The following is an 18,150-nucleotide window of genomic DNA, read 5'->3' as shown; positions in this document are numbered from 1 at the left end:
GCCGAGCACACCAGGATCGCGCCGTCCATCTGCGCGGCGCCGGTGATCATGTTCTTCACGTAGTCGGCGTGCCCCGGGCAGTCGACGTGCGCGTAATGGCGGCTTTCGGATTCGTACTCGACGTGCGCGGTCGAGATCGTGATGCCACGTGCCTTTTCTTCCGGCGCGGCGTCGATCGAGGAGTAGTCCTTGAACTCGCCACCGAAGCGCTCGGCGCCGATCTTGGTCAGCGCGGCGGTCAGCGTGGTCTTGCCGTGGTCGACGTGACCGATGGTGCCGACGTTGACGTGCGGCTTGGTGCGCTCGAACTTACCCTTGGCCATGGCTGCTTATCTCGAAATTCGTCTTGAGTGTGATGCGAAGGATGGTGCTCACGAAAGGAATCGAACCTTCGACCTCCTCCTTACCAAGGAGGTGCTCTACCGACTGAGCTACGTGAGCGAGTTGTGCATTATGGCATGAATCGCGCTGCGTTCAATGGAGCGGGAGACGGGAATCGAACCCGCACCATCAGCTTGGAAGGCTGAGGTTCTACCATTGAACTACTCCCGCACCGGGAACGACTGCCACAACGTGAAACTGGTGGAGGGAGGTGGATTCGAACCACCGAAGGCGTAAGCCAGCAGATTTACAGTCTGCCCCCGTTGGCCGCTTGGGTATCCCTCCGTTTCCGCCCCTCTTGGGTGACCTTGGCCTTACCGGTCAGGGGTGGAAGAGCCCGCTATTATGGTGATCGTCCGGATAGTGTCAACAGGAATTTTCACTTCCGGCGAAATTTCCCGCCGCTCATTCATTCGGCATCTGCAGTGCCTCGCCGGTGAAGATCGCCACGTGCGGAACGCCGTCGACGCCGATCCAGCCGCGGTACATGCCTTCGGTGTTGAACGGCATGGCGGCGCGGCCGTCGGCCGACAGCACGATGGCGCCGCCGTCGCCGCCCAACCCGGGCACCTGCCTGACGATCACCTCCTCGCCCGCCGCGGCCGGGCTTTCGCCCAGGTAGTGCATGCGCGCGCAGATCTCGTGCGCGGCCGCCAGGCGCAGGTAGAACTCGCCCCAGCCGGTGCCGGACACCGCGCAGCGCGCGTCGGCCCAGGTGCCGGCGCCGATGACCGGCGAATCGCCGACCCGGCCATAGCGCTTGTTGGTCATGCCGCCGGTGGAGGTGCCGGCGGCCAGCCCGCCCTGCGCATCCAGCGCCACCGCGCCGACGGTGCCGAAGTGTCTGGCGGTTTCCAGATCGGCATGCGCCTGCCCGGCCGCCTCCTCCCTCAGGGCACGCTGCAACTGCCGCCAGCGCTTCTCGGTGCGGAAATACGATGGATCGACCTGCTCGATCTGCTGCTCGGCGGCGAACATCTCCGCGCCCTGCCCGACCATCATCACGTGCGGGGAATGCTCCATCACCGCGCGCGCCAGCAGGATCGGGTTCCTGATCGTGTGCACGCCGGCCACCGCGCCGGCGCGCTGGGTGGTGCCGTCCATCAGCGCGGCATCCAGCTCGTTCCTGCCGTCGTGGGTGAACACCGCGCCGCGCCCGGCGTTGAAGGCCGGGTCGTCCTCCAGCACGGTGATCGCCGCGGTCACCGCATCCATCGCCGGCCGGCCGGCGGCGAGCGCCTCGTGGCCCTTGCGCAGCGCGGCCTCCAGCGCGGTGCGCGCGGCCTGCATCTCTTCCGGGCCGAGGCTGCCGCGTTCCACGCCCGCGCCGCCATGAATCACCAACAGGGGCGAGGTGGCCGGCGCGGCCACGGCGGCCGCCGATGACAACGACGCCAGACCCAGCAATACCGCGGAAGTCAGCTTCATGTGCGCGCTCCTGGAACGGGCCTCGATTCTAGGCATGCCGCCGCAACGACAAACAAGTGCCGGACGGGGCACGGCTTCCGTCCCGGCGGCATCGCCGTCGCGACTGCCCCATGCCCGCCTCCGTTGCGCGGAAGCGAAAAACCCGCCTCTCGGCGGGTTTTCGCATCGTCGTCGGGCAGGCCGATCAGACGTTGAAGCGGAAATGCAGCACGTCGCCTTCCTTGACGATGTAATCCTTGCCCTCCAGGCGCAGGCGGCCGGCTTCCTTGGCGCCCTGCTCGCCCTTGAGGTTGATGAAGTCGTCGTAGCCGATGGTCTCGGCGCGGATGAATCCGCGCTCGAAGTCGGTGTGGATCACGCCCGCCGCCTGCGGCGCGGTGGAGCCGGCGCGCAGCTGCCACGCGCGGACTTCCTTCACGCCGGCGGTGAAGTAGGTCTGCAGGCCCAGCAGCTTGTAGCCGGCGCGGATCACCCGGTTCAGGCCCGGCTCCTCCAGCCCGAGGTCCTTGAGGAACTCGTCGCGGTCGGCGTCCTCCAGCTGCGACAGCTCTTCCTCGATCGCCGCGCACACCGGCACCACCTCGGCGCCCTCGGCCTCGGCGCGGGCGCGCACCGCATCCAGGTGCGGGTTGTCCGCGAAGCCGTCCTCGGCGACGTTGGCGATGTACATCAGCGGCTTGAGCGTGATCAGGAACATGTCGCGGACCAGCGCCTTCTCGTCCGCGTCGAGGCCGGCCGAACGCGCCGAGCGGCCCTGGTCGAGCGTGGCCGCCAGCTTCTCCAGCACCGGCTTGCGCGCCAGCGCGTCCTTGTCGTTGGCCTTGGCCGCGCGGTTGGCGCGGTCCAGCGCCTTCAGCACCGATTCGAGATCGGCCAGCGCCAGCTCGGTGTCGATGGTCTCGATGTCGGCGATCGGATCCACCTTGTTGGAAACGTGGATGACGTTGCCGTCCTCGAAGCAGCGCACGACGTGGGCGATGGCGTCGGTCTCGCGGATGTGGGCGAGGAACTTGTTGCCCAGGCCCTCGCCCTTGGACGCGCCGGCGACCAGGCCGGCGATGTCGACGAACTCCATCGTGGTCGGGATCACCCGCTCCGGCTTGACGATCGCGGCCAGCGCATCCAGCCGCGGGTCGGGCACCGGCACGATGCCGGTATTCGGTTCGATGGTGCAGAACGGGAAGTTGGCCGCGGCGATGCCCGCCTTGGTCAGCGCATTGAACAGGGTCGACTTGCCGACGTTGGGCAGGCCGACGATGCCGCATTTGATGCCCATGTTTGACAACCTCCTGGGTGAAAGTGATTGGCGAAACGGCGCGCGCGTCGTTTGGCCAATCCATCTCGGGTTCGGGTGGATCGCGGTTGCCGGCCGGCGGCCGGCGCTACCTTGGCGTATGCAGGCGCTTCATGGCCTCGTTGAAATCGCCGGCCACCGCCAGTGGCAGCACGTCGATGGCCGCGTCGATGGCGCGGGCAACCAGCACCTCGTCGTCCTTCGACGCGCGCCCCAGCACCCACGGCACCACGCGGTCCTTGTGCCCGGGGTGGCCGATGCCGATGCGCAGGCGGTGGAACCTGCCGTGACCGAGCAGGCGGATGGTGTCGCGCAGGCCGTTCTGGCCGCCGTGGCCGCCATCGAACTTGAGCCGCGCCGTGCCCGGCGGCAGGTCCAGTTCGTCGTGCGCCAACAGGGTCTGTTCCGGCTCGATCTTCCAGAACCGCTGCGCGGCGGTGACCGACTTGCCGGACAGGTTCATGAAGGTGGCCGGCTTCAGCAGCCACACCGGCTGGTCGCCGACGTCGACCTTGGCCACCTCGCCGAACAGCTTGCTTTCCAGCGTCCAGCGCGCACCCGCGCGCTCGGCCAGGGCCTCAACGAAATGAAACCCGGCATTGTGCCGGGTCCGGGCGTGTTCGGTACCGGGGTTGCCCAGACCGACGATAAGTCGCAAGCCAGCCATGCATTCACCGTTGGCTGCGCCCGCCCCGGGAGGGGCGGACGCAACCGGCCGATCACTCGGCAGCGGCCTCGTCTTCTTCGGCGGCGGCGGTCGGCGCCTTGGCGATGACCACGGCGTCGTCGTGGTCCTTGCCCAGCTTCAGCGCCGGGATTTCCACGCCGGCCGGCAGCTTGATCTGCGACAGGTAGATGATGTCGCCGGCCTTCAGCTCGGCCAGGTCGACTTCGATCGACTGCGGCAGGTTGCCCGGCAGGCAGGCGATGTTGACTTCCTTCAGCTCGTGGGTGACGGCGACGTCGGCGGCCTTGCCGGCCGGCGAGACTTCCTCGTTGATGAAGTGCAGCGGCACGGTGGCGTGCAGCACCTCATTCTCGTTCACGCGCTGGAAGTCCAGGTGCATGATCAGCTGCTTGTACGGGTGGCGCTGGATGTCGCGCAGCAGCACCTTCTGCACTTGGCCATCCAGGTTCAGGCCGATGATCGAGGAGTAGAACCAGTCGTTGTGCTGGGCCAGCCAGATTTCGTTGTGGTTGAACTCGACCATCGCCGGCTCACGGTCACCGCCGTAGACGATGCCCGGGACCACGCCGGCGTGACGCAGGCGGCGGCTCGCACCCTTGCCCTGCACGTCGCGACGGGCGACCTTGATTTCGTGGGACTTTGCCATTGTTGACTACTCTTGAGTTGGTGCACCGCCAGCGGTGCGTGATGAAGGCCCTTCCGCGACCAGAAGGACCGGTGTCGGCCACCGGCGGTTGCCGGCGGCCGGATCGGGTCAATCCACGTACATCGAGCTGACCGACTCGCCGAAGGCGATGCGGCGCATCGTCTCGGCCAGCATCTCGGCCACGCTGATCTGGCGGATCTTGGTGCAGACACGGGCCACGTCGGACAACGGGATCGTGTCGGTCACCACCAGCTCGTCGAGCTGGGAGTTGTTGAGGTTGTCCACCGCCGGGCCGGACAGCACGGCGTGGGTGCAGTACGCGGCGACCTTGACCGCGCCACGCGCCTTCAGCGCGGCGGCGGCGGCGCACAGGGTGCCGGCGGTGTCGACGATGTCGTCGACCATCACGCAGGTCTTGCCCTCGACGTCGCCGATGATGTTCATCACCGTGGCGACGTTGGCGCGCGGGCGGCGCTTGTCGATGATCGCCAGGTCGGCGTCGTCCAGGCGCTTGGCGACGGCGCGCGCGCGCACCACGCCGCCCACGTCCGGGCTGACCACGATCAGGTTGTCGGTGCCGTAGGCCCGCCAGATGTCGGCCAGCAGCAGCGGCGAGGCGTAGACGTTGTCCACCGGCATGTCGAAGAAGCCCTGGATCTGGTCGGCATGCAGGTCGACGGTGAGGATCTGGTCGGTGTTCACCGACGAGAACATCTTGGCCGCGACCTTGGCGGTGATCGGCACGCGCGAGGAGCGCATGCGGCGGTCCTGGCGGGCGTAGCCGAAGTACGGCACCACCGCGGTGACGCTGGACGCCGAGGCGCGCTTGAGCGCGTCGATGATGACCAGCAGCTCCATCAGGTTCTCGGCGCTCGGCGCGCAGGTCGGCTGCACCACGAACACGTCCTGCTTGCGCACGTTCTCCTGGATCTCGACCTGCACCTCGCCGTCGGAGAAGCTGGAGACCAGCGCCTTGCCCGGCTGCACGCCCAGTTCCTTGCAGATGCTCTGCGCAAGCGGCTTGTTGGCATTGCCGGAAAAGACCAGCAGGTTCGGGGAGTCTTGCATGTGGGCTTTCTCGGGCGGCGGCGAAAGAGCGTGGAGCGGGTGGGACAACGCTGGCCCCGACCATCCGGAGCCGGGCTTTTCCCTTGGCGCCGCACGCGGGTGTGCGGCCTGCGCAGCAGGGGGCTGCATGTTCGAAGTGGCAGGGGCGGTAGGATTCGAACCTACGAATGCCAGGATCAAAACCTGGTGCCTTGGGCCTCTTGGCGACGCCCCTGCATCAAACGATTTCCGTTGCCTCCAGTGCATCGAGCAATGGCGAGCGCTGCACGCCCGCGACCACCCACGCCCGCAGTTCCCCCGGCAATTCCGCCAGCGCCTGCTCTGCGGCGGCGCGCGTGGCGAATTCGACGAAGCAACCGCCTCCCGACCCGGTAAGCCGCACCCGACCGACGCGCGAAAGCGCCTGGAACGCCGCTTCGACGGCGGGCTCCCGGCGCCGCAGCACCGGTTCGAATGCGTTCCCGAGGACGGTCCCGGAAGCGAAGTCCGCTATTTTCGCGGGCGCAGCATCCCGCGTCAAATCCGGGCAGCGGAACAGTTCGGCGGTGGGCACGTGGACGCCCGGATCGGCCAGCAGGTACCAGGCCGGCGGCAGCACCAACGGCGCCAGCTTTTCGCCCACACCCTCGGCCCACGCATTGTGTCCGCGCACGAACACCGGCACGTCGGCCCCCAGTTGCAGGCCGAGGGCCGCCAGTGCGTCCTCGTCCAGCCCGGTGCCCCACAGTGCATTGAGCGCCACCAGCACGGTGGCCGCGTCGGAGGAACCACCACCGAAGCCACCGCCGGCGGGAATCCGCTTTTCGACACCGATATCGGCACCTTTCGATGATTTAGCGGCTTTTTGCAGAACAATGGCCGCACGCACGACCAGGTCATCAGCCTCGGCGACGCCCGGCACGGAAGCCCCGACACGCCGTATCTGCCCATCGTCGCGCATGTGCAGCGCGATGCGGTCGCCCCAGTCCAGCAGGCGGAACACGGTCTGCAGCTCGTGGTAGCCGTCCGCACGGCGGCCGGTGACGTGCAGGAACAGGTTCAGCTTGGCCGGGGCCGGCCAATACGACCAGCCCGCCGCTTGCGCGACAGCATTCATGGCTGGCCCAACGTCCATTCGTCGACGATCAGCCGCACCTTGGCGTCGCCGTTGACCGCGTCGATGCGGCGCGGCAGCGGCGGGCGCTCGCCTTCCGGTGGGTACCAGTCCAGATAGTCGATGCGCCAATCGTCCTGCTGCAGCACGCGCGGGCGACCTTCGGCATCGAAACCCCGCCTGGCCGCCTGCGCGCCCGTTGCGGGCATGCCACGCACCCAGGCGGCCAGTTGTTCCACCGGAATCTCCCAGCCCGTGGCCTGCAGCAACAGCTGGCCGGCATCGCCGCCGCTGCGCGGGCCGCCTTGCAGTCCGTCCAGCCGTACCGCCTGCCCGGCGCCACCGCTCAACTGCCAGCTCTGCCGGGTCACCGGCGCGGCGAGGCTGACCTGGTAGGCGTCGCCCTGCTGCTGCCAATCGATGCGGCCGCTGCCGCCGTTGCGTCCTTTGCTGACCGCGACCCGGCCCTGGAAAGACCATTGCGGCGACAGCGCCAGCATCGCTTGCCGCGCCGTTTCGACCGCCGGCTCGGGCGTGAACGCGACGTCCTCCGGTGGCGCCTGCCGCGTCGCCAATGAACCACAGCCGCCCAATGCACCCGCCACCAGCAGCACCGCCGCCGCCCGCCATGCCGTCGCCGTCATGCGCCCAATGCCTCCATCGCGCGCAGCAGGGCGCGGTTGTCCGGGTCCAGCTTTCGCGCCTCTTCGAAGAAGTGCCGCGCCTCGTCGCGCCGTCCCAGTACCCACAGCACCTCGCCGACATGCGCGGCGATTTCCGGGTCCCGGTTCAGGCTCCACGCCCGGCGCAGCTGCACCAGCGCCTCCTCGTTGCGGCCCAGCCGGTACAGCACCCAGCCATAGCTGTCGACGATGGCGGCATTGTCCGGCTCGGCCACGCGGGCGCGGTCGATCAGCTCCAGCGCTTCCTGGTGGCGCTCGGTACGGTCGGCCAGGGTGTAGCCCAGCGCGTTGAGCGCAGCCACGTTCTCCGGCTCGGCGACCAGGATCTTGCGCAGGTCGGCCTCGGCGCGCGGGATGTCGTCGCCGCGTTCCCAGGCCAGCGCGCGTGCATACAGCAGCGCGCTGTCGTCCGGCCAAGCGGCCAGCCCACGGGTCAGCACCGCCACCTCGGCATCGTTGTGGCCGTCGCGCTGCTGCAGTTCGGCTTCCAGCAGGTAGGCGTCGCGGCGCAGGTCGTCGTCCACCGCGGCATCGGCCTGGATCGCGTGGACCTCGTCGTCGGCCTGCGCCTTTTCGCCCAGCTCGTGCAGGGCATTGACCGCGCGCAGCCGCGCCTCGCCGCGGTGCGGGCCGCCCGGCACGCCGTGGTACCAGTCCACCGCCTCGCGGTAGTGCTTGAGGTATTCGGCGATCCGCCCCAGCAGCAGGCGCTGGTCGGGATCGGGCTTGTCCGCCCGGGCCGCGATGTCCCGGTACAGGGCCTGCAGCGCCGCGTCGTCCTTCTGCTTGGCCAGCAGCGCCGCGCGCATGCCCCAGGTCTGCACGTCCTGTTCGCCGGCCGACAGCACCCGCTCGGCCGCCCCCGGCTCGCCGAAGGCATCGTAGGAATAGGCCAGCGCATTGCGCAGCTCGGCATCGTCGGCCGCCTTCGGCTCGATGCCGCGCAGCAGCGCCAATGCCTCGTCCTTCCTGCCGGCCTGGTTGAGCTGGGAGGCATGCAGCAGGGCTACGCGCGGCTCGTCGGGGAAGCGCCTGACCACCTCGCCGATCATGCGCTGCGCCAGTTGCGGCCGCTCCATGCGCAGGGCCAGCCGGCCGAACTCCTGCCAGGCTTCCAATTCGTCCGGAATCGCCCCGGCATCGACCAGTTCGCCCAGCACCTTGGCCGGCGCGGCCGGGTCACGGCCGCCGGCGGCCAGCGCCAGCAAGGCGTGGCGCCACGCCCGCGGCTCGGGCGAGCGCAGCACCGCCAGCAACTCCTTGCGCGCCAGGCGGGTATCGCCCTGGCGCAGCGCCAGCGACGCGCGGGTGCCGCGCAGCGCCAGCGAGCCGGGGTCGCGCTGCGCCCACAGCGCCAGCGCCTGCCGGGCGCGGGCGTCGTCACCGGCCAGCATGGCGATGCGGGTGGCGCGCTCGGCCAGGCCCACGTCGCCGGTGGTCTGCTGCGCCGCCTGCAGGTACCAGCGCGCGGCATCGGCCAGCTTGCCGGCCTGCAGCGCGAATTCGCCGGCCAGCACCGGCTCCAGCGCGGTTTCCTGCCCGGCCACGGCCGCCGGTGCCGGCGGCGCGGGGGCGGCCGGCAACTGCCACGGCAACAGGGAAAGCAGCAGAACGCTGCATGTGCGGAAACGTGTTCGGCTGAAATTGGGCATCTACTGCAACCGGGCCGTAAAATGGCGGGCCTCAACAGCCAGCAGCTTATCGCAAGCAACTGAACAGATGACCCTGTGGGTGCTCGGACTGAACCATCAGACCGCGCCGGTGGAACTGCGCGAACGCGCGGCCTTCGGCGGCGACGCATTGCCGCGCGCGATGGCTTCGCTGCGCGAGACGCCGCAGCTTGCCGAAGCGGTGCTGCTGTCCACCTGCAACCGCACCGAGCTGTACGCCGTGGCCGAGGACGGCAGCGCTCTGGAGCACTGGCTGCAGGGTCATGCCGGCGACCTGCAGGGCTACCTGTACCAGCACCGCGACGATGCCACCGTGCGCCACCTGTTCCGCGTCGCCACCGGGCTGGACTCGATGGTGCTGGGCGAACCACAGATCCTCGGCCAGGTGAAGGACGCTTGGTCGCTGGCCCGCGACAGCGGCGCCATCGGCCACCACCTGGACCGGCTGTTCCAGCAGACCTTCTCGGTGGCCAAGCGCGCCCGCACCGACACCCGCGTCGGCGCCAACCCGGTATCGGTGGCGTCCACCGCGGTGCGGCTGGCGCAGGACTCGTTCGCGCGGCTGGACGACTCCACCGTGCTGCTGGTCGGCGCCGGCGAAACCATCGAACTGGCCGCCCGGCACCTGGGCGAAGCGCGGGTGAAGCGGCTGCTGGTGGCCAACCGTACCCTCGCCCACGCGCAGGACCTGGCCAGCCGCCACGGTGGCGTGGCGCTGCCGCTGGCCGAGCTGGAGCGGCACCTGGCCGAGGCCGACGTGGTGTTCTCGGCCACCGCCGCGCGCGAGCCGGTGATCCTGCAGCGGCAGGTCGCCAACGCCTTGCGTTCGCGCCGGCACAAACCGATGCTGCTGTTCGACCTGGCGGTACCCCGCGACATCGAGGCCGGCGTCGGCGAACTGGCCGATGCCTACCTCTACACCGTCGACGACATGGAGCGCGCAGTGGAAGAAAACCGCCGCAGCCGCCGCGAGGCCGCCGCCGAGGCCGAGACCATCATCGACCTGCAGGTGTCCCGCTACATGGAGAACCTGCGCGCCACCCACCTGCAGGCGCCGCTCAAGCAGCTGCGCGCGTTCGGCGAGTCCACCCGCGCCGAGCTGCTGGAGAAGGCCCGCCAGCAACTGGCCCACGGCAAGACCGCCGAGGACGTGCTGGAACAACTCGCCCACGGCCTGACCAACCGCCTGCTGCACCCGCCCACCGCCGCGCTGCGGCAGGCCGCGCTGGAAGGCGACGCCGACCTGACCCGCGCCGCCGAGCGCCTGTTCCCGGCCGCCCCCGGGTACCGCCACCCCGTTGCGAGAACCGATGACGCCGACCCTGCGCCGTAAACTGCTGGCCCTGGCCGAGCGCCGCGAAGAACTGGAACGCCTGCTCGCCGACCCGGACGTGGTTGCCGACAACGCGCGCTTCCGCAACCTCTCCCGCGAGTTTTCCCAGCTCGAACCGGTCGCCACCGCGCTGGCCGCCGAAACCCGCGCCCGCGCCGACCTCGCCTCGGCCGAGGCGATGCGCGCCGACCCGGAGCTGCGCGAGCTGGCCGAGGAGGAAATCACCGCAGCGCAGGTACGCCTGCAGGCGCTGGACGAAGAACTGGCGCTGCTGCTGGTGCCGCGCGACCCGCGCGACGACGGCAACCTGTTCCTGGAAGTGCGCGCCGGCACCGGCGGCGACGAAGCGGCGATCTTCGCCGGCGACCTGTTCCGCATGTACGCCCGCTACGCCGAGCGCCAGGGCTGGAAGGTCGAGGTCGAGTCCGACAACCCCGGCGAGCACGGCGGCTACAAGGAAGTGGTGGCGCGCGTGGTCGGCCGCGGCGCCTACTCGAAGCTGAAGTTCGAATCCGGCACCCACCGCGTGCAGCGCGTGCCGGCCACCGAGTCGCAGGGCCGCATCCACACCTCGGCGGCGACCGTGGCGATCATCCCCGAGGCCGACGACGTCGAGGACGTCGCCATCAACCCGGCCGACCTGAAGGTGGACACCTTCCGCTCCTCCGGCGCCGGCGGCCAGCACGTCAACAAGACCGAATCGGCGATCCGCATCACCCACGTGCCGAGCGGCGTGGTGGTCGAGTGCCAGACCGAGCGCAGCCAGCACGCCAACCGCGACAAGGCGATGAAGCGGCTGAAGGCGCAGTTGCTGGACGCCGAACGCAGCAGGCAGGCGGCGGCCGAGGCGCAGACCCGCAAACTGCAGGTAGGCAGCGGCGACCGCAGCCAGCGCATCCGCACCTACAACTTCCCGCAGGGCCGCATCACCGACCACCGCGTCGAGGGCCTGACCCTGTACGACCTGCCCAACATCATCGAGGGCGACCTCGATGCGCTGGTCGGGCGTCTGCAGCACGAACACCAGGTGGACGAGCTGGCGCGGTTGGCGGAAGGCACCTGAGCAACGCTGTTGCTGTTGCTGCTGATCTTGTTTTTCGGCTTTTGACTTCCCCGCCGTAGAGCGAGTTGAGCACCGCAGCGGCACGAGGTGCGAAAAGGCGCATGCGCCCAAGCAAAGCGAGTTGTGCGCCCTCCTTCCGCGAGGAGCGCAGGGCGCCGATGCGGCACAGCCGCATCGGCTCGCGTCCGGCCGTGCCATGCCGATGCCACACGCATCAACGCGCCGCCATGAACGCCTCGATCTCCTCGGCGCTGCGTTCCAGCTCGCCGGTCAACACCCGATGGCCATCGCCGGTGATCAGCACGTCGTCCTCGATGCGGATGCCGATGCCGCGCCAGCGTGGCTTCACGCTGGCGTCGTCCGGCGACACGTACAGCCCCGGCTCGATGGTGAACACCATGCCCGGCTCCAGCAACCGCGATTCGCCGGCGAGCTTGTAGTCACCGACGTCGTGCACGTCCAGCCCCAGCCAATGCCCGGTCTTGTGCCGGTAGAAACGTTTGTAATGACCTTCGATGATGTTTTCCTCGAGGTCGCCTTCCAGCAGCCCCAGCCGCAGCAGGCCTTCGGTCAGCACTTCGACCGCAGCCAGATGCCCTTCCTCGTAGGCGACGCCGGGCCGCGCCTGTTCCAGCGCCGCCACCTGCGCGGCCAGCACCAGGTCGTGCAGCGCGCGCTGCTCGGCGCCGAAGCGGCCGCCCACCGGGAAGGTGCGGGTGATGTCGCTGGCATAGCCGCGGAACTCGGCACCGGCGTCGATCAGCACCAGCTCGCCGTCGCGGCTGCCGCCGTTGTTGGCCCGGTAATGCAGCACGCAGGCATTGCGGCCGGCGCCGACGATGCTGTTGTAGGCCGGCCACGCGTCGCCGCGGCGGAACTCGCGCTCCAGCTCGGCCTGGAGTTCGTATTCGAAGACGCCCGGCCGCGCCGCACGCATCGCCGCGCGGTGGGCTCGCACGCTGATGTCGGCGGCCTGCTGCATCAGCGCGATCTCGGCCGGCGACTTGAACAGGCGCTGCTCGTGCAGCAGGTGGCCCAGTTCGAGGAATTCGTGCGGCGGCTGCGCGCCGTGGCGCACCTGCGAGCGCACGCGGTTGACCCAGCCGATCAGCTTGAGGTCAAAGTCGGCGTCACGGCCGAAGTGGTAATAGACCCGCGAGCGGCCTTCGAGCAGGCCCGGCAGGATGTCGTCGAGGTCCTCGATCGGATAGGCGTCGTCCATGCCGTAGCGCGACACCGCGCCCTCCTGCCCTTCGCGCGGGCCGTCCCACGCCTCGCGCTCGGCGTCGCGCTCGCGGCAGAACAGGATCGCCTCGCCGTGGCGGCGGCCGGGGACCAGCACCAGCACCGCCTCCGGCTCGGGGAAGCCGCACAGGTACCAGAAGTCCGAATCCTGCCGGTAGGGATGGAAGGTGTCGTGGCTGCGCACCCGCTCGGGTGCGGCCGGCAACACCAGGATGGCGTCTTCGCCGGCCGCTTCCATCAACTGGCGGCGGCGCTGTGCGTATTCGGCGGGGGCGATGCCGGTCAGGTGCTTCATCGCCACCCTCAGTTCAGGCGTTGGCGGTGGCGCGCGCCCATCACGCAGTCGCCGTGCAGCAGCAGTACCGCCACGCGCACGAATTCCTCGATCTCGGCCAGCGCGTCCTCGTCCTCGTCGGCGCTGTCGAACTGGTCGCTGGAGGCCTGCGCCAGCCGCGCCAGGTCCTGCAACGCCTCCTCGCCCTCCTCGCTCAGCACCGGCCGCTTGTCCGCGGCCAGCCCGAAACCGCCGAGGAAGGCGCGGCACCAGTCGAACAGGGCATCGGTGCGCGCCTGCAGCGGCGCACCGGGTTCGGCCAACAGCAGCTCGAAGGCGAAGTCGCGGTCCTCCAGCTGCGCCACCACGGCCTGGCGCAGCCGGTCCAGCACGCTGCCCGGCTCGGGCACCGGCAGGCCATCGTCGGCCAGCACCCTGGCCGGCCATTCCGGCAGGTCGGCGCCACCGGCCGCCAGCCAGCCGCACAGCCCGCCGTGCAGTTCGGCCGCGGTGGCGGCCAGGCCCAGCGAGCGGCTGGCCTGGAGGATGTCGTGGACGGCGGGGAGTTCGGTCATGTCACTGGCCTTTGCAACGGGGAAAACCCGCGCCCGCACAACGCGTGGCAACGGCCGCACAGTGTAGCAACCACGCGCGTGCGCCCATCTTGACCACCCCCGATCCCCATGCCTATCGTGCCGCAATGGATTCCTTCGACCCCGCCACCCAGTTGCAGGCCCTGGCCACCCGCCTCGACGCCCTGTTCGAACGCAACCGGCGGCTGGCCGAGGAGAACCGCAGCCTGCGCCAGCAGCAGGAGCAACTGGTCGGCGAGCGTGCGCAACTGCTGGCCAAGAACGAGCAGGCGCGCTCGCGGGTGGAAGCGATGATCACCCGCCTCAAGTCGCTGGAGCAGCACACGTGAGCCAGAACGAACCGGTCAGCGTCCACATCCTCGACCGCGAGTACACCGTCGGCGTGGAGCCGGCCGAGCGCGACAGCCTCACCGCCGCCGCGCACATGCTCGACGCACGGATGCGCGAGATCCGCGGCAGCAACCGCATGGCCGCGGTGGACCGGGTGGCGGTGCTGGCGGCGCTGAACCTGGCGCACGAACTGCAGCTGGTGCGCGACGAACTGGCGCGGCAGCAGCAGCGCTTCCAGTCCACCCTGGACGGCCTCAACCGGCGCCTCGATGGCGCCCTCGACGACGGCCACTGACACGGCCGGCGGCGGCGCATGAACGGGCATTCGCCGCATTCATCCGGAACCGTGGAAAACAGGCTGGCAAGCGCACCCAACATGGCTATACTGGCGGCGCGTTCTCTGCCGTGAACGACGGCGTGTGCAAACATTCGCCTTGTCCCTTAATGACGACCACGGGGGCGCGACGGTACCGGGTGTGCAGGTCCGCCTTGCAGCGGGAAGCCCGATGGTTCCCCAACGTCCCCACTTGAACCCCGGGTTCAAGGTCGTTTCGCACGCATCGTCATGGCGGAGAATGCAATCATTCCGGAACGGCGCCGCAAGGCGCCGTTTCTTTGTGCGAGTCCCTCGCAACGGCCCGCACATCCATGTGCGGGGGTTCGACTCTTTTCCTTCTCCCGCTGGGAGACAATTCGGCAGGACTGCCGAATTGCACGGCGAAGCCGCCCGAAGGGGGCGGCACAGGGATGTGCCGCATGCAGGTGCCCCGCAGGGGTGGATGAGGGTACGGGAGAAGCCTCGTGCAACCAAACATTGCGAGGGCTTCGCCCCAACCCTCTCCCCAACCCCTCTCCCAGAGGGAGAGGGGCATACTTCCCGTCCATGACTTCCGACCACCGCCACGCCCTGCGCCAGAACCTGCGCCAGCGCCGCCGCGAAATCCCCGCCGCCGCGCGCATCGCCGCCGCCGAGGCATTGGCCGCGAACCTGCTGGCGCTGCCCTTCGCCAACGTCGCCGGCCCGGTCGCCGGCTACTGGGCGATGGACGGCGAGATCGCGCTGCACCGCTGGCAGATGCAGTTGCCTCCGCAGCAGACCTATTGCCTGCCGGTGCTGCACGGCAAGCTGCTGCGCTTCGTGCCATGGCGGCCGGGGCAGCCGCTGGTGGCCAACCGCTACGGCATACCCGAGCCGGACGTGGACCCCGCGCAGGCCCTGCGGCCCGAGGAAATGGCGCTGGTCGTCGCGCCCTTGACCGGCTTCGACGCGCGCTGCCGGCGGCTGGGCATGGGAGGCGGCTGGTATGATCGCAGCTTCGCTTTCCGCCAGCGGCGCAGCGCGCCGCCGTGGCTGGTCGGCGTCGGTTTCGCCGCCCAGCAGGTGCCGGCGCTGCCGGTCGAAGGCTGGGACGTGGCGGTGGACGCGATCTGCACCGAGCAGGCCACCCTCCAACCGGAACCGTTGCACGCATGACCGCCCGCAAGCGCTACTGGCTGATGAAGTCCGAACCGGACGCTTTTTCCATCGACGATCTGCACCGCGTAGGCACCGAGCCGTGGAACGGCGTGCGCAACTACCAGGCGCGCAATTTCATGCGCGACGGCATGAAGGTCGGCGACGGCATCCTGTTCTACCACTCCAACACCAAGGTGCCGGGCATCGTCGGCACCGCCACCGTGGCCAGCGAAGCCTATCCGGACGACACCCAGTTCGACCCGAAGACGCCCTACTTCGACCCCAAGGCCACCCGCGAGCAGCCGCGCTGGTATCTGGTGGACGTGGCGTTCGAGCGCAAGCTGGCGCAGGTGATCCCGCTGGAGGAGATCAAGCAGCACACCGACAAGCTGGGCGAAGGCTTCGCGCTGACCGCGCGCGGCAGCCGGCTGTCGGTGTTCCCGGTGACCGCCGCGCAGTGGAAGCTGCTGCTGTCGCTGGAAAAGCAGCCGGCCTGATACCCCGTAGGAGCGCACCTTGGTGCGCGATGGGGCCTTCCCGGTAAAAGCCCCATCGTGCACCAAGGTGCGCTTCTACCCCATCCTCCCAACCACCGAGCCCACCATGTCCGAAGCCAAGCGCCTGGCCGCCGAAAAAGCCATCGAATACGTCGAGAAGGGAATGATCGTCGGGGTCGGCACCGGCTCCACCGTGGCCTACTTCATTGAAGCCCTGGCGCGCATCAAGGACCGGATCGAGGGCGCCGTCTCCAGCTCCGAGCAGAGCACCGCCCTGCTCAAGGGCCACGGCATCGAGGTGCTGGACCTGAACCACACCGGCGGGCTGTCGCTGTACGTCGACGGCGCCGACGAGTGCGATGGCAACAAGAACCTGATCAAGGGCGGCGGCGCCGCGCTGACCCGCGAGAAGATCATTGCCGAGGCCAGCGAGACCTTCGTCTGCATCGTCGACCCGAGCAAGCAGGTGCCGGTGCTGGGCAGGTTCCCGCTACCGGTGGAAGTGATCCCGATGGCACGCAGCCTGGTCGCCCGCAGGATCCTCGCGCTCACCGGCGGCCAGCCGGTATGGCGCGACGGCGTGGTCACCGACAACGGCAACCTGATCCTCGACGTGCACAACCTGTCCATCACCGATCCGGTGAAGCTGGAGCAGGAACTGAACCAGATCCCCGGCGTGGTCACCGTGGGCCTGTTCGCGCGGCGCCCGGCCGACGTGGTGATCGTCGGCGGGCAACCGCCGCAGGTGCTGTAAGCCCACCGCACACGAAGTCCCCGCCCGATGGCGGGGATTTCGCCATCCGGCACAGGCAAGCCCGCCTACGGCTTGCGCTCTTCCTCTTCCTCTTCGCCCAGCGCTTCCACCAGCGCACCCACCAACTCGCGCTTGCGCTGCGGCAAGGCGAGGAACGCATCGATCACCTCGCGTTCGCGCACTCCCACCACCTGCCACGGCTGCCGCGGCTCGGCCACCCGCTGGCCGCCGCCGAACCGTAGCTGGTGCGGCTCCACGCCGAACAGTTCGGCCAGCACCTGCAGCTTGTCCTGCTCGGGAATCGAACGCCCGCCGAGCCAGCGCGAAGCACTCTGAAAGCTCACCGAACGCCCCTGGTAGCGGGCATTGAACAGGCGGAACAACACCGCCGGGCGCGGCTCGTAGCCGGCCATGCTCATCGCCTGCGCCAAGCGCCGGGAAAATTCGAAGCGTTCTTCGCTCATGGCCGGCAACGTTACGGACCGTGTCCGCGGCCGATTCACCACTCACTTCCATTCTAGACAACTTATTGCTTTCATTGGCGAAAGGATTTCGCAGGCCGGCGCCCGCCGGCCTCCCGACAAAGGACCCGCATGGAAACGACACAGGACACCGCAGCCTTGCCGCCACTGAACCCGGTGGACGGTTACATGCGGGTGAACTACCGCCACCACTACGCCGAACTGCTGCGCATGGTCGCCGCGCCGCCGGAGGCCATCGCCGAGCTGTGCCTGTTCCGCTTCTGGCTGGCCTGCCGCGCGCACCACCACGCCCATGCCGGCAACGCCGATACGCCGACGCCGCTGCGGCCGCCGGCGGGCTGGCCGCTGCCGCGCCATGCCTCCGGGTTCGACGTCGAGCGCATGCTCGGCCGCGGCCTGGTGCCGCTGCTGGAAAGCCGGCTGCAGCTGTACGACCGCTTCGTCCTGCTCGGCCACAACGCCGCCGACCCGCAGGGGCTGGACGCCGCGGCGCTGGCGCTTTCCTGCCAGTTGTTCGTGCAGGCGCCGCCGATCGCACGCGCCTACCTGCAGGCCGAAACCCGCCACCTGTTCGCGCGGATGCTCGCCGCCTGCGCCACGCCGGCGTCCTCCCCGGCTTGACGCCATCCGGCGCATCCCCGAAGGTGCGCAGCGCCGTCCCCTTCTTCCGGATACCGCCAATGTCCCTGCCGCGCCGCGCCGCCTGCCTTGCCCTGCTCCTGCTGCTCGCCGGCTGCGCCAGCGCCGGTGGCCATTGGGTGGAACTGGCCGGCACCCGCTACCAGGTGGAACTGGCGCAGGACGACGCCACCCGCGCGCGCGGGCTGATGTTCCGCGAGCACATGGACGCCGACCGCGGCATGCTGTTCGTCCACGACCGCCTGGAACCGCAGGCGTACTGGATGAAGAACACGAAGATCCCGCTGGACATCCTCTATTTCGACGATGCCCGCCGGCTGGTCAGCCAGCAGCGCGACGTGCCGCCCTGCTCGGCCGGCGACGCCTGCCCGCCCTACCCCAGCTTCAAGCCGGCGCGCTACGTGCTGGAACTCAACGCCGGGCAGGCGGCGAAACTGAAGCTGGAAGACGGCACCGAGCTGACCTTCGGCCCCGGCATTCCCAAGGGCGAATGACCCCGCGGCACGCCAGGCCTTGGCCGTGCCTTGAATAGG

General features: G+C 69.3%; 21 protein-coding genes, 4 tRNA genes and 1 other RNA gene. 10 read left to right on the top strand and 16 right to left on the bottom strand.

What is annotated here, in order from left to right; genetic code table 11:
• The 13 genes from ABB34_RS00700 to ABB34_RS00640 form a co-directional block, all read right to left on the bottom strand.
• A partial coding sequence (locus ABB34_RS00700; RefSeq protein ID WP_211258130.1) for a GTP-binding protein occupies positions 1 to 323 on the bottom strand: 323 nt, incomplete at its 3' end.
• A gap of 42 nt (positions 324 to 365) precedes the next feature.
• Positions 366 to 441 (bottom strand) — tRNA-Thr (locus ABB34_RS00695).
• Between the two features lie 37 nt (positions 442 to 478).
• A tRNA-Gly gene (locus tag ABB34_RS00690) sits at positions 479 to 552 on the bottom strand.
• Between the two features lie 28 nt (positions 553 to 580).
• A tRNA-Tyr gene (locus tag ABB34_RS00685) sits at positions 581 to 666 on the bottom strand.
• 120 nt (positions 667 to 786) lie between these two features.
• A complete protein-coding gene (locus ABB34_RS00680) occupies positions 787 to 1,809 on the bottom strand; it encodes an isoaspartyl peptidase/L-asparaginase family protein (protein ID WP_057639314.1) in 1,023 nt (340 codons plus the stop codon).
• Positions 1,810 to 1,993: 184 nt separating this feature from the next.
• Positions 1,994 to 3,085 (bottom strand): redox-regulated ATPase YchF, encoded by a 1,092-nt coding sequence (gene ychF / locus ABB34_RS00675; RefSeq protein WP_057639313.1) that lies wholly within the window; start codon positions 3,083 to 3,085, stop codon positions 1,994 to 1,996.
• Between the two features lie 106 nt (positions 3,086 to 3,191).
• A complete protein-coding gene (gene pth / locus ABB34_RS00670; RefSeq protein WP_057639312.1) occupies positions 3,192 to 3,770 on the bottom strand; it encodes an aminoacyl-tRNA hydrolase in 579 nt (192 codons plus the stop codon).
• Between the two features lie 52 nt (positions 3,771 to 3,822).
• The gene (locus ABB34_RS00665) at positions 3,823 to 4,437 is read right to left on the bottom strand and encodes a 50S ribosomal protein L25/general stress protein Ctc (RefSeq protein WP_057639311.1); all 615 of its coding nucleotides are present in this window, start codon (positions 4,435 to 4,437) and stop codon (positions 3,823 to 3,825) included.
• Between the two features lie 108 nt (positions 4,438 to 4,545).
• Positions 4,546 to 5,505 carry a ribose-phosphate diphosphokinase gene (locus ABB34_RS00660; protein ID WP_057639310.1) on the bottom strand — a complete coding sequence of 320 codons (960 nt, stop codon included), beginning with the start codon at positions 5,503 to 5,505 and terminating at the stop codon, positions 4,546 to 4,548.
• Positions 5,506 to 5,642: 137 nt separating this feature from the next.
• Positions 5,643 to 5,719 (bottom strand) — tRNA-Gln (locus ABB34_RS00655).
• Positions 5,720 to 5,722: 3 nt separating this feature from the next.
• Complete coding sequence (ispE, locus tag ABB34_RS00650) at positions 5,723 to 6,601, bottom strand: 4-(cytidine 5'-diphospho)-2-C-methyl-D-erythritol kinase (protein WP_057639309.1); 879 nt, start codon at positions 6,599 to 6,601, stop codon at positions 5,723 to 5,725.
• Positions 6,598 to 7,242 (bottom strand): lipoprotein insertase outer membrane protein LolB, encoded by a 645-nt coding sequence (lolB, locus tag ABB34_RS00645; protein WP_057639308.1) that lies wholly within the window; start codon positions 7,240 to 7,242, stop codon positions 6,598 to 6,600. Before lolB ends, ispE begins: the two co-directional genes overlap by 4 nt.
• On the bottom strand, positions 7,239 to 8,933 hold the full coding sequence (locus ABB34_RS00640) for a tetratricopeptide repeat protein (protein ID WP_057639307.1): 1,695 nt from the start codon (positions 8,931 to 8,933) through the stop codon (positions 7,239 to 7,241). The genes lolB and ABB34_RS00640 overlap by 4 nt, the downstream gene beginning before the upstream one ends.
• A 67-nt stretch (positions 8,934 to 9,000) precedes the next feature.
• Between ABB34_RS00640 and hemA the strand changes: the two genes are divergently transcribed.
• Both hemA and prfA read left to right on the top strand, forming a co-directional pair.
• Complete coding sequence (hemA, locus tag ABB34_RS00635; RefSeq protein WP_057639306.1) at positions 9,001 to 10,284, top strand: glutamyl-tRNA reductase; 1,284 nt, start codon at positions 9,001 to 9,003, stop codon at positions 10,282 to 10,284.
• Positions 10,262 to 11,347 carry a peptide chain release factor 1 gene (prfA, locus tag ABB34_RS00630; RefSeq protein WP_057639305.1) on the top strand — a complete coding sequence of 362 codons (1,086 nt, stop codon included), beginning with the start codon at positions 10,262 to 10,264 and terminating at the stop codon, positions 11,345 to 11,347. Before hemA ends, prfA begins: the two co-directional genes overlap by 23 nt.
• Positions 11,348 to 11,561: 214 nt before the next feature.
• Here the strand turns inward: prfA and pepP are convergent, their stop codons facing one another.
• Complete coding sequence (gene pepP / locus ABB34_RS00625) at positions 11,562 to 12,887, bottom strand: Xaa-Pro aminopeptidase (RefSeq protein ID WP_057639304.1); 1,326 nt, start codon at positions 12,885 to 12,887, stop codon at positions 11,562 to 11,564.
• Between the two features lie 8 nt (positions 12,888 to 12,895).
• A complete protein-coding gene (locus ABB34_RS00620; RefSeq protein WP_057639303.1) occupies positions 12,896 to 13,441 on the bottom strand; it encodes a YecA/YgfB family protein in 546 nt (181 codons plus the stop codon).
• A 125-nt stretch (positions 13,442 to 13,566) separates the two neighbouring features.
• Between ABB34_RS00620 and ABB34_RS00615 the strand changes: the two genes are divergently transcribed.
• The 6 genes from ABB34_RS00615 (at position 13,567) to rpiA (ending at position 16,496) form a co-directional block, all read left to right on the top strand.
• Entirely contained in the window at positions 13,567 to 13,788 is a 222-nt protein-coding gene (locus ABB34_RS00615) for a TIGR02449 family protein (protein ID WP_057639302.1), read from the top strand.
• Positions 13,785 to 14,084, top strand: coding sequence for a cell division protein ZapA (locus ABB34_RS00610; protein ID WP_057639301.1), 300 nt, complete (start codon positions 13,785 to 13,787; stop codon positions 14,082 to 14,084). Before ABB34_RS00615 ends, ABB34_RS00610 begins: the two co-directional genes overlap by 4 nt.
• Positions 14,085 to 14,183: 99 nt before the next feature.
• A non-coding RNA gene (ssrS, locus tag ABB34_RS14700) (6S RNA) lies at positions 14,184 to 14,368 on the top strand.
• A 304-nt stretch (positions 14,369 to 14,672) separates the two neighbouring features.
• Complete coding sequence (locus tag ABB34_RS00605; RefSeq protein WP_057639300.1) at positions 14,673 to 15,263, top strand: 5-formyltetrahydrofolate cyclo-ligase; 591 nt, start codon at positions 14,673 to 14,675, stop codon at positions 15,261 to 15,263.
• Positions 15,260 to 15,742, top strand: coding sequence for an EVE domain-containing protein (locus tag ABB34_RS00600; RefSeq protein WP_057639299.1), 483 nt, complete (start codon positions 15,260 to 15,262; stop codon positions 15,740 to 15,742). The genes ABB34_RS00605 and ABB34_RS00600 overlap by 4 nt, the downstream gene beginning before the upstream one ends.
• Positions 15,743 to 15,848: 106 nt before the next feature.
• Positions 15,849 to 16,496 carry a ribose-5-phosphate isomerase RpiA gene (rpiA, locus tag ABB34_RS00595; protein WP_057639298.1) on the top strand — a complete coding sequence of 216 codons (648 nt, stop codon included), beginning with the start codon at positions 15,849 to 15,851 and terminating at the stop codon, positions 16,494 to 16,496.
• Positions 16,497 to 16,561: 65 nt separating this feature from the next.
• Here rpiA and ABB34_RS00590 read toward each other — a convergent pair whose 3' ends face one another.
• Positions 16,562 to 16,960: a hypothetical protein gene (locus ABB34_RS00590; protein WP_057639297.1), complete on the bottom strand. Its 399-nt coding sequence runs from the start codon at positions 16,958 to 16,960 to the stop codon at positions 16,562 to 16,564.
• A 129-nt stretch (positions 16,961 to 17,089) separates the two neighbouring features.
• Here ABB34_RS00590 and ABB34_RS00585 point away from each other — a divergent pair, with 129 nt between their 5' ends.
• Together ABB34_RS00585 and ABB34_RS00580 are read left to right on the top strand one after the other, a co-directional pair.
• A complete protein-coding gene (locus ABB34_RS00585; RefSeq protein WP_057639296.1) occupies positions 17,090 to 17,599 on the top strand; it encodes a hypothetical protein in 510 nt (169 codons plus the stop codon).
• 59 nt (positions 17,600 to 17,658) lie between these two features.
• Positions 17,659 to 18,111 carry a DUF192 domain-containing protein gene (locus ABB34_RS00580; RefSeq protein WP_057639295.1) on the top strand — a complete coding sequence of 151 codons (453 nt, stop codon included), beginning with the start codon at positions 17,659 to 17,661 and terminating at the stop codon, positions 18,109 to 18,111.
• The last annotated feature ends 39 nt before the right edge of the window (positions 18,112 to 18,150 follow it).

The sequence above is a fragment of the Stenotrophomonas daejeonensis genome (genome assembly GCF_001431505.1).
Classification (GTDB): domain Bacteria; phylum Pseudomonadota; class Gammaproteobacteria; order Xanthomonadales; family Xanthomonadaceae; genus Stenotrophomonas; species Stenotrophomonas daejeonensis.
Note: the sequence above shows the minus strand (reverse complement) of the source record. Positions and strands in the feature narration are given on the sequence as shown.